Origin of the sequence: Paraburkholderia sp. (assembly GCF_036488505.1) — a bacterium.
GTDB lineage: Bacteria > Pseudomonadota > Gammaproteobacteria > Burkholderiales > Burkholderiaceae > Paraburkholderia.
Genome location: NZ_DASXHN010000161.1, coordinates 16,560 through 27,324, shown reverse-complemented (window position 1 = coordinate 27,324; position 10,765 = coordinate 16,560). Strand labels below are relative to the sequence as shown.

The window sequence follows — 10,765 nt, the reverse complement described above, 5'->3', positions numbered from 1 at the left end:
GCCGCCTGGCCGCTCCAGCCGGTGAACGCGTGATTGACGATCGTCTCCGGCAACGGATACGCAACGCCGAACTGCCAGGCGGGGGGCGCCGGCACATGGCGCACCGGCAGCCAGTCGTCGCCCGATAGCCACAGGCCGCCGGCCGCCGCCGACAGTTCGGTGTCCGCGTCGCGCACGAAAAACGGATGTACGCCGAGCCCGAACGGCAGCGTCTCGCGTCCGGTGTTTTCGATTTCCAGCGCGACGACGAACGTCGGGCCGTCGAGCGTATAGGTCTGCGCCGCGCGGAACGCATACGGCTTGCCATCGGGGCGATCGAGCGTCAAACGCACCTGTTGCTGGCCGGCCTCGACGAGCTGCCATGCGGCGAGCCAGCCGTCGCCGTGAATCGGCAGCGGCTCGTCGTCGCGATTACGCGGCACGTCGACGCGCCGCCCGGCGATGCTGAATTGACCGCCGCCGATCCGGTTCGAATACGGCAGCAGCGGATAGCACGCGAGCTGGTTCGGCTGCGTGTCGGGGCCGACGTGGCGGCACCGCCGGAAGATCGGCGTCAGCGCACCGTCGTCGCGCCAGTCGAAGCGCGTCACGCCGCCGCCGAGCGTCGGCGCGACGTCGACGCGCAACTGCGCATTGGCGAGCGTGATGCAGGCGACATCGCCGGCACTGCCTTCGCCGAGCGCGACCGCGGACGTGCTCGGGCCCGCCAGCACCGGACTGGCCGCAGCGGCAAGTCGCGAGCGTCGGCTCTGCGAGGTGGGGGATGAGGCTGAAACGAGATTCGCAACAGTCATATCTGGCTCCATCGAGAGGCTTGGGACATTGCCGTCAGGCTGACGGATGCTACGGGCGTTTTTTTCTGACAGGTCGCCTTGGGTCCGAACTGCATACTGCCGCTTTGTTGCCGCTTTGTTGCCGCTTTGTTGCCGCTTGGTTGCCGATCCACTGCCAACGTACTGCTTCGGAACTGCACCATCGACTTGTGCTTCCACGTGGCCTGCACGATCGCGGCGCCGGCGCTCGGCCGGGGCTGCGTTATCCCGCGCTACGCGGGCGCGCCCTGAAACACCGGCTCGGGCATACCGCGCCGCGCGAGCGCCGCGACGAATACGCCGCCCGCTAGCGTATCGGCTGCGCGCGCCGCCGCATCGAGCTCCGCGTACGCGCTCGTGATGTACAGCGTGTCGAGTTGCGCGCCGCCATCCGGCCGGCCGAGAGCCGGACCGCCCAGCGCGACACAGCTCGGCTGCGCGGTCGGCACGTCGACGCGCTCGGTTTCGACGCCGTCCGGGCCGTAGCGGACTACGCGCGCGCCACCCCACTGCGCGTTCCACAGGCCGCCCTCGCTATCGACGGTCGAGCCATCGGGGATGCCGGTTGCGTCGGTCAGACGCGTGAACAGGCGATCGTTCGCGAGGCCGCCGTCCGCGCGATAGTCGCACGCGCGGATCTCGCGCGTCGGCGAATCGCAGTAGTACATCGTCGCGCCGTCGGGACTGAACGCGATGCTGTTCGAAATCGCCGGCGCGGGCAACGGCAGCCGTTCGAGCGACAGATCGCGATTCAGGCGATAGAAACCGGCAACCGGCTGCAACTGCCCGCTTTCGTCCTTGGTGCCGAATACGAAGCGCCCTTCGCGATCGCAGCGGCCGTCGTTCACACGCGTGTCGAGGCCTGGTTCGACGTCGACGATCCGCTGGGTGTTGCCGGTCTGCAGATCGAAAAAAGCGAGGTGCGACGCAAGTCCGACCAGCAGATAGCGCGGATCCGCGCACAGCGCAAATGTGGCGAGCCGCTCGGGCATGCTGAAGGAATCGCTGTGGCCATCGGCCGGATCGTAACGCCACAGCCGCGCGCCCTCGATATCCGTCCAGTAGAAGCGGCCGCTGCGCGCGCACCAGGTCGCGCCTTCGCCGAGCTCGCACCGGGTGTCAAGCAGCAGCGCCGCCTGCGGGTTGCGCGCGCCGGAAGTCACGCCCAGCCTCCGTCGACGATGACGTCCTGCGCGGTGATCATGCGGCTGTCGTCGGCGGCAAGGAACAGCGCCATGCGCGCGAGATCGTCCGGCATCAGTTCGGCGTCGATGCACTGCCCTTCCTTGATCTGACGGCGGCCGTTGTCGTCGAGCCACAGGCGCTTCTGCTTTTCAGTCATCACCCAGCCCGGCACCAGCGTATTCACGCGGATATTGAAGGGGCCGAGGTCGCGCGCGAGGCCGCGCGTCAAACCCTGCACCGCCGACTTCGACATCACGTACACCGGATAGCCGCCGTTCTTCAGCATCCAGCTGACCGAGCCGAGGTTGATGATCGAGCCGCTGTTCGCGGCTTTCATGTCGTCGATCACCGCCTGCGCCGCGAAAAACTGATGGCGGATATTGACCGCGATGCCCGCGTCGAACGATTCGCGCGTGACTTCGGCGATCGTGTGGCGCTTGTCGTTCGCCGCGTTGTTGACGAGCACCTGGATCGGACCGAGCGCCGCTTTCACGTCGGCGATCGCTTTTTGCAGCGCGTCGATATCGGTCAGGTCGCAGCTCAGAAACAGCGGCTTGTGCTTCGAATCGCCGAGCTGGTCGGCGAGCGCTTCGCCCGCGTTCGCATCGATGTCAAAGAACCCGACGCGCGCGCCTTGCGCCGCGAAGTGCTCGACGAACGATGCGCCGATGCCGGTCGCGCCGCCGGTGATCAGCACGGTGCGGTCGACGAGACTGGGGTAGCGCGCGTAGGCGGTATCCGCGAGGCGGGCGTTGGCATTGGCCGGAGACGACATCGTTCGATTCCTTTCATGAGCTTGAGATGACGAGAAGCAACGCGGTTCGCGAGTCCGTCAATCAGTCGCGCGCGCCGCGGTTCTTCAACTGGTCGAGCAGCACGGCCGCGAGCAGGATCGCGCCGCGCACGAGGTACTGGTAGAACGCGTCGATGTTCAGCAGATTCATCACGTTCTCGACGGTACCCATGATCAGTACGCCGATCACGACGCCGGAAATCGTCGCGCGGCCGCCGAGCAGCGACACGCCGCCGAGCACGCAGGCCGAGATCACGTTCAGCTCGAAGCCTTCGGCGGCGTTCGGCTGCCCCGACGTGATCCGCGACGCGAGAATCACGCCGGCCAGCGCGGTGACCGCGCCCTGGATCAGGAAGATGTAGACACGCGTGCGCTCCACATTGATACCGGCCAGGCGCGACGCTTCCGGATTGCCGCCGATCGCCAGCGTGTTGCGGCCGTACACGGTCTGATTCAGCATCACGCCGAACACGATGAAGCAGATCAGCGTGACCCAGATCGGCAGCGACACGCCGAACAACGTCAAGCCGCCCAACGCGATAAACGTGTCCGACGACACGCCGACCGCCTGCCCGTGCGACACGATGAAGCCGAGGCCGCGGACGATTTCCATCGTCGCGAGCGTCGTGATCAGCGCGTTGATCCGCAGATACGCAATCACCGCGCCGTTGACGAAGCCGATGACGCCACCCGCGACGACCGCGGCAATGATCGCGATGAAGGTGTTGCCGGTCGCGTTGAGCACCATCGCGCACAACACGCCGGCGAACGCGACGATCGAGCCCACCGACAGATCGAAGTCGCGCGACGCGAGACAGAACATCATCGTGCACGCGACCATGCCGATCTGCGAAATCGACAGCGCGAGACCGAGCATGTTCTCGATCGAGAAGAAATGGTCGACGGTCAGCGACATCGTGACGAACATCACGATAAAGATCACGATCAGGCTGTACTCGGTGATCTGCTGCCACCATTTCGCCTTGTCGCTGGTTTGCGGAATCAGCGCGTCGGCCGCGCTCTTGGCGGCTTGCTGCGCGAGGTTTTCTCTGGCTTGCATGTTCGATACTCCTCCCGTTCCCCACGGGTTGTGGACTCGCGTCCAGATAAGGTTCAGGCCGCGTGCGGCGTGCTCTCGTTGGCAGCGTCCGGGTTCGCGCCTGGCTGATCAGGCAGCGCGGTCGAGCTTTGCGGCAACGCCAGACTCAGCACCGACTGCTCGGTCGCGTCGTTGCGCGCGAGCTCGCCGGAAATGCGGCCTTGGCGCATCACGACGATCCGGTCCGATACGCCGAGCACTTCGGGTAGTTCGGACGAGATCATCACGATCGCGCAGCCGCGCTCGGCGAGCTGATAGATCACGTTATAGATCTCGTGCTTCGCGCCGACGTCGATACCGCGCGTCGGTTCATCGAGGATCACGACCTTCAGATCGGGCTCGGCCAGCCAGCGCGACAGAATCGCCTTCTGCTGGTTGCCGCCCGACAGCAAGCGGATCTTCTGCCGGCGATGCGGCGTCTTGATCTTCAGCAGCGTGATAAAACGGTCGGCCGTGTGCGCCTCCTTCTTGCGGTCGAGGAACACGCCCGCGCGCAGATAGTGACGGCGGCAACTGATATTGATGTTCTCCGCGACGCTCGCCATCGCAACGATGCCCTCTTCCTTGCGGTCTTCCGGGCACAGCACGATGCCGTGTCTGATCGCGTCACCGGCGCTGCGCACCTTGATCTGCTTGCCGTCGAGCATCAGTTCGCCGCCCTTGCGGTGCCTCGCGCCATATACCAGGTGCATCAGCTCGCTGCGGCCCGCGCCGACCAGACCGAAGAAGCCGACGATCTCGCCACGCCGCACTTCGAAGCTGGCCGGCTGCGCGAGCGGATGGCCGTCGATCGCCTTCGCCGCGAAGCGCACTTCGCCGAGCGGACGCGCCGTGTAGCTATAAATGTCCGCAATCTCGCGTCCGACCATTTCGCTGACGATCGTGTCGCGCGACACGCCGTCGAGCGTCGGGTGCGACGCGACCTTGCGGCCGTCGCGGAAGATCGTGCACGCGTCGCACAGCTCGTAGATCTCGTCCATCCGGTGCGAGATGTAGATCATCGCGCGGTTGTCGGCGCGCAGATCGCGCACCAGCTTGAACAGCACCTCGGTCTCGCGATGCGACAGCGAACTGGTCGGCTCGTCGAGCGCGATCACGCGCGCGTTGCGCATCAGCACCTTGCAGATTTCGACCATCTGGCGCTGCGCGATGGAGAGCTTGCGCAGCTTCGCGTTCGGGTCGAGCGCCACACCCATCGCTTCGAGCCGTTCGCGCACGAAGCGCTTTGCTTCGCGCTTGTTGACCCAGCCGAGCGCGTTCGGCAACTGGCCGAGCAGCAGGTTTTCCGCGACCGTGAGGTCGGGCACGTATTGCAGCTCCTGGTGAATCACCGCGATGCCGGCGCCGATCGACGCGGCGGCGCTCGGAAAGCGCACCTCGTTGCCGTCGATCATCATGCGGCCGGAATCGGGCTGGTACTCGCCGCCGAGAATCTTCAGCAGCGTCGACTTTCCCGCACCGTTTTCGCCCATCAGGCCATGGACCTGGCCGGCGTTGACGTCGAAGGACACACCGTCGAGCGCGCGCACGCCTGGAAAAACTTTGCCGATATTGTCAAAACGTAGCGTCGCTGACACTTCGCCTCCTATTGCTTCGTAAGGCTCGCGCGTGGCTGCCGGATCTTTGGTGCTAACCGCTTCACGTCGTACTTCGCGTCGTTGCTCGCGTCGTTGCTTCGCGGTTGGCGCCACGCGTGGCCTGTATTTACCGCTCACCTTTCATTGCCGCCGCCGTCGCGGGCTTCTTCGTTTCATCGTCTTAAGAAACCCGCAGCGGCGGCTCACTTCGCACTAGCTTCGTGCTCGTTTCACGTGACCGCGCGAGCGCGGCACACGCTTACTTCGACGCGAGACCCATCTTCTCGCGCACCTCGGCGACGTTGTCGCGCGTGGCCAGCATGCCAGTCGTCAGCGTCAGCAGCGGCGGCTCCTTGCCCTGCGTGATCCACGTGTACATCAGGTCCGAGGTTTCCTCGCCGTGGCGCTTCGGGCTGATGATGACGGTGCCGAAGAAGCCCGTCGGCTGCGGCTTCTTGAACTCGTTCAACGCCGAGTCCGATCCGCCGATGCCGATGCCGATCATGTTGTCGGCCTTGAAGCCACGGCCTTCCGCCGCGCGCACCGCGCCGAGCACGCCTTCGTCGTTCAGCGCGTAGGCCACCCAGTGCTTGAACTGCGGGTTTTTCGTCAGCGCGATGTTGGCGGCATTGAACGCGTTTTCCGTGTCGGTCTTCGCCTGCGGCGCGGTGATCACGTTCGCTTTCGGGAAGCCCGCGGCAACCAGCGCGTCGGTCGCGCCGCTGGTGCGGTCATGCGCGGTCGGCAGTTGCTCGTAGGTCACGTCGATCGCGCCGACGTCCTTCATGTCCCAGCCGCGCTTCTTGATTTCGGCGGCGATGCCGTCGCCGACCTGCTTGCCGATGTTGTACGCCGAGATGCCCATATGCGGCACCGAAGCAATCGGCTTGCCCGCGCCGTCGACCAGCCGGTCGTCGACCGTCATCATCTTCAGCCCGTCGGCCTTCGCCTTCGCGACGATGCCCGGCCCGAGCTTGACGTCGGGCGTGCAGATCACGAAGCCCTGGGCCTTCTGCGCGGCGAGATTGTCGATCGCGCTCATGACCTTCTCACCCGACGGCGCGCCGATCTTCACCAGCGTGAAGCCCTTCTCCTTGGCGGCCATCTCGGCGAACTTCCATTCGTCCTGGAACCACGGTTCTTCCGGCTGCTTCACGAGGAAGCCGATCTTGACCGAATCGGCGGCCTGCACAACGGGTGCGTTAAAAAGGACACCCGCCGCGGCCGCTGCCAGCGTGAGGAAAATTCTGCGTTTCATGATGCGTGTCTCCTGACTAATTGATAACGAGAAGGTATCGGCCGCGTCTTCTTGTACCGGTGTGACACACGCGGCCAGCGCGTCGTCCGGTTTGCTGCTCGCGCCTGCCGGGCAAGCCGGCCGGCGCAGATGGGTTGCCGCTCAGTCGTGATACAGCGCCGAGCGTCCGCCATCGACGGTGATACAGCTGGCGTTGATGAACGGCGCCTCGTCCGATGCGAGAAACACCGCCGTCATCGCCACTTCTTCCGGGCGGCCGATGCGCTTCATCGGCTGCAGGTCGAGCGTCGCCTGCTTCGCGGCGACCGGATCGGCCTGTTCGTTCCACCAGTCGTGCGTCAACTGCGTTTCGATATAGCCCGGCGCGATCGCGTTCACGCGCACGTTGCGCGGCGCGTATTCGATGCCGAGCGCGCGCGTGAGGCCGAGCACGCCGTGCTTCGCGACCGGGTACGGAAAGCAGCCCGGAATGATCTTGAATGCGTGCGTCGACGCGATATTCACGATCGCGCCCGCACCGCGTTCGACCATCCCCGGCAGCACCGCGCGGCAGCCGTTCCACACGCCGTCGAGGTCGACCGCGAAGCAGCGCCGCCAGTCGGCGTCGGTCATCGTGAGCGGATCGCAGAACACGTTGATGCCCGCGTTGTTGACCAGCACGTCGAGCGCGCCGAATGCGCGTTCGCCTTCACTCACCGCCTGCCGCACCGAGGCCGCCTGGGTCACGTCGGTCTCGATCGCGAGCACCCGAGCACCGGTCTCTTTTTCGATCTGCGCGGCGGTGCGCCGTGCGGAATCGATATCCAGTTCAGCCAGCACGAGCGCCGCGCCCTCGCGCGCAAACGCAAGCGCAATCGCCGCGCCGATGCCGCGCCCGGCGCCGGTGATCAACGCGGCCTTGCCGGCGAGCCGGTTCATTTCTTCGCACCCGCGCGGGCGATCCGCAAACCGTTGATGAACGCCTTCGCATGCGACGCGGTCACCGCCGCGCTCTGCCCCGGCTTGTACAACGCCGAGCCGAGCCCGAAACCGTTCGCGCCGGCGCTGAGGAACGGCCCCATGTTGTCCGGCGTGACCCCGCCGACCGGCACCAGCGGCACCTGCGCGGCGATCACCGCGCGCCATGCCTTCACGACCTGGCAGCCAAGCTGCTCGGCGGGGAACATCTTCAGCACGTCGGCGCCATTCTTCAGCGCGATGAACGCTTCGGTCGGCGTCGCGACGCCCGGCGCGCACGCGAGGCCGCGTGCCTTCGCGGCGAGCACGACTTCCGGATCGCTATGCGGCATCACGATCAGTTCGCCGCCCGCCGCCTTCACGTCGTCGACGAACGCCGGGTGCAGCACCGTGCCCGCGCCGACGATCGCGTCGGCGGCCAGCACCTTGCGGATCGCGGCGATGCTGTCGAACGGCTGCGGCGAATTCAGCGGCACTTCGACGATACGAAATCCCGCTTCGTACAGCGCCTGACCGTGGTCGGCCGCGTCGGCGGGCGTTACGCCGCGCAGGATCGCAATCAGCGGACAGGCTTCGAACGCGGCGATCAGAGCCGCGTGCGGCATGTACGGTGCGGGCAGATTGATGTGTGGTTGCGGTTGCATGTCGGTTCCCTGGTTCCTGTGCATGTTGGGCGGCACGGCCGTCGGTCAGCCCGCGCGCGCCGCGTGAGCGGACGGTGCGACGAGCCCCGCTTCGACGGCGACGCGCCACAGGCCGCGCTCGGTTGCGTGCTTGATCAGCTCCACCTGCTGGCAGCCGAATTGCGCGAGCGCGAGGCGGTAGCGTTCGCACAGTGCGTCGTTGCCGATCAGCCGCAGGCTTTGCCGCGCGAGCGAGCTGTGCTGCTGCGCGAGCAGCGCGTCGAGCCCGGTCAGTTCGTGGCCGATCAGCAGGCCCGACAGGTAATCGGGCTGCGCCTCGCTCGACAGTTCGCCGGTCAGACCGAGCGTGCGCGTGCTGAATACGGTCGCGAGCAGGCCCGCCTGACCTTTTTCGCGCGAGATGTTCACGCCGCGCAAAAAGGCACCGGTATCCGGACGATCGGGTGTGACCATCGTGCGGCCGAGGATCGTGTGCTCGCGCAGCGCGGCGAATACCTCGCCGGTCATGAAGGTATGAAAGCGCTCGATCCGCACCGCGTCGACGACCGCCCATTTCGCGTGCGTGCCCGGCAGGCCGATCAAAGAGCGGGCGGCGGCGGGCGTGCTGGCGCCGGCGACGGCGTTGCTGGCGTGCGCGCCGCTTGCGTCTGGCGTAGCTTCGCTGAGCGCGCCGAAAATCTGCGTCTCCTCGCCGCGCATCACGTTCGGTAGCTCGCCGCGCTGCAGCACGCCCGGCACGATATGCAGCGTCGCGCCATTCGCCGCCTTCACGCGGACGATGCCGGCCACCAGCGCGTCCGCATTCGCGGGCGTGTCGACATACGGTGCCTCGAGCCAGCCCTGCGCGCTGCCGACCATCCCCGCCGCGATCACCGGCAGGTCGCGCGCGGGCTCGAGCCATGCGCCGCATGCATCGTCGAACGCGGCGTCGAAGCCGCCGTCGGCCGCGCCGCGCGGCAGGTTCATGATGCCGGCCGTCGATGCGCGGGTCGCCAGCACGCGCCCGTGCGCGTCGAACAGGTAGGCGCGCAGCGACGTCGTGCCCCAGTCGAGCGCGATCAGCGCGGCGCTCGTCAGGTCGACAGCGGCGGCTGCGCCGGCCTGCGCGCTCGCGTCGGGAGCGGCGGCGTCGTGGGGATTCGCCAGCGTGGCGGTGCCCGCCTGTTTCATCGCTTGATCCTGCGAGTGGCCGGTTGCGGAGCGCGCCAGCCGAGTTCTTCCGAGATCGCGCGCGCCTCGCGCTGCACGACCGTGATCAGTTCATCCATGCGTTCGAGCGGCATATACGGAATCGTGCTCGCGACCGACAGCGCCGCGACGATCGCGCCGGACGCGTCGCGCACCGGCGCCGCGACGCAACGGATCGCCGCCTCGTTCTCTTCGAGGTCGAACGTGTAGCCGCCGGCCGCGTAGTTCGCCATGCGCTGCATGAAGGTCGGCCCGTCGGGGCGGTTGTCGGGTTTGAAGCTCACGCTGGCCAGCGCGCGGCGCGACGCGTCGAACAGCGACTGCCACGCATCGGGCGGCAGGTCGAGCATCATCGCCTTGCCGATGCCGGTCGACGCGAGCGGCATCCGGTGGCCGACGCGCGAGCGCATTTCGAGGCCGCGCGTGCCGGGGATCTTGTCGATGTACAGCACGTCGTCGCCGTCGCGCACGCCGAGGTGAATGGTGTCGAGCGTCTGCTCGGCAAGCGACTCCAGATGCGGACGCGCGACCGCCGTCAGCGGCATCTGTTCCAGCGCGATGGTGCCGAGTTCGATCAGCTTGGGGCCGAGCAGATAGCCGCCCTGCACCTGGCGCAGATAACGCGCCTGCACGAGGCTGCTGACGAGCCGGTGCGTGGTGCTGCGCGTGGTGCCGAGCGCGGCGCCGAAGCTGCGCAGATCGCGTACGCCCGCGGCGGCTGCTTCGAGAATCGCGAGACCGCGCAGCAGCGTCTGCGTGCCGGCTTGTTGCGGCGTGATCTCGAGCAGCGTGACCGGCAGTCCGAGTCCGTCGACGGTCGCCGCGCGCGCGACCGGGCGCGGTGGCCGGGCGGTTGCGGGGGGGTGGGCAGCGGCGCCGGCGACGGTGATCGCTTCGCGCCGCCCGCTGCCGGACGCGCTGTCGGACGCAGTGTTTGCGTCCCGGTTCGGCACCTCGACCGCATCCGCCGGGCTGAGTTCGTGAGTCGGCATCGCTTTGTTCATCGCGATTCGCTTTCGAATGGTTTTTGCGCATCGTGCGCGGGGCCGCGGACGAACTCGGACATGCGCGCGGCAGGCATGATCGCGTCGCCGCGCTCGCGCGGCTGCTTTGGCTGGCTGCCAGACATGGTTGGCCTCGTCTCCGGTTCTTTTTGTGTCGCTAGTCGCGTTGTTCGAGGGCGTGGCGCCCTGATTCGCGGTGCGTGTTGGGGTGGATTGTAGGGCGACTTTGCGGAATCACCAATATGTGA

General features: G+C 66.9%; 10 protein-coding genes. All 10 read right to left on the bottom strand.

Annotated features, from left to right (window positions below):
- Positions 1-794: aldose 1-epimerase (locus VGH68_RS09660; RefSeq protein ID WP_331603366.1), on the bottom strand; the 794-nt coding region annotated here is incomplete at its 3' end.
- Positions 795-1,045: 251 nt separating this feature from the next.
- A complete protein-coding gene (locus tag VGH68_RS09655) occupies positions 1,046-1,975 on the bottom strand; it encodes an SMP-30/gluconolactonase/LRE family protein (protein WP_414696919.1) in 930 nt (309 codons plus the stop codon).
- Positions 1,972-2,772 (bottom strand): SDR family oxidoreductase, encoded by an 801-nt coding sequence (locus tag VGH68_RS09650; protein WP_331603365.1) that lies wholly within the window; start codon positions 2,770-2,772, stop codon positions 1,972-1,974. The genes VGH68_RS09655 and VGH68_RS09650 overlap by 4 nt, the downstream gene beginning before the upstream one ends.
- Before the next feature lie 61 nt (positions 2,773-2,833).
- Positions 2,834-3,850 carry an L-arabinose ABC transporter permease AraH gene (araH, locus tag VGH68_RS09645; protein ID WP_331603364.1) on the bottom strand — a complete coding sequence of 339 codons (1,017 nt, stop codon included), beginning with the start codon at positions 3,848-3,850 and terminating at the stop codon, positions 2,834-2,836.
- Positions 3,851-3,903: 53 nt separating this feature from the next.
- Positions 3,904-5,466 (bottom strand): L-arabinose ABC transporter ATP-binding protein AraG, encoded by a 1,563-nt coding sequence (gene araG, locus VGH68_RS09640; RefSeq protein WP_331603363.1) that lies wholly within the window; start codon positions 5,464-5,466, stop codon positions 3,904-3,906.
- A gap of 259 nt (positions 5,467-5,725) precedes the next feature.
- The gene (locus VGH68_RS09635; RefSeq protein ID WP_331603362.1) at positions 5,726-6,724 is read right to left on the bottom strand and encodes an arabinose ABC transporter substrate-binding protein; all 999 of its coding nucleotides are present in this window, start codon (positions 6,722-6,724) and stop codon (positions 5,726-5,728) included.
- A gap of 141 nt (positions 6,725-6,865) precedes the next feature.
- Complete coding sequence (locus tag VGH68_RS09630) at positions 6,866-7,642, bottom strand: SDR family oxidoreductase (protein ID WP_331603360.1); 777 nt, start codon at positions 7,640-7,642, stop codon at positions 6,866-6,868.
- Positions 7,639-8,325, bottom strand: a complete 687-nt coding sequence (locus VGH68_RS09625; RefSeq protein WP_331603359.1) for a 2-dehydro-3-deoxy-6-phosphogalactonate aldolase — start codon at positions 8,323-8,325, stop codon at positions 7,639-7,641. Before VGH68_RS09625 ends, VGH68_RS09630 begins: the two co-directional genes overlap by 4 nt.
- A 45-nt stretch (positions 8,326-8,370) precedes the next feature.
- Positions 8,371-9,495 carry a 2-dehydro-3-deoxygalactonokinase gene (locus VGH68_RS09620; protein WP_331603358.1) on the bottom strand — a complete coding sequence of 375 codons (1,125 nt, stop codon included), beginning with the start codon at positions 9,493-9,495 and terminating at the stop codon, positions 8,371-8,373.
- Positions 9,492-10,517, bottom strand: a complete 1,026-nt coding sequence (locus VGH68_RS09615; protein ID WP_331603357.1) for an IclR family transcriptional regulator — start codon at positions 10,515-10,517, stop codon at positions 9,492-9,494. Before VGH68_RS09615 ends, VGH68_RS09620 begins: the two co-directional genes overlap by 4 nt.
- Between the last annotated feature and the right edge of the window lie 248 nt (positions 10,518-10,765).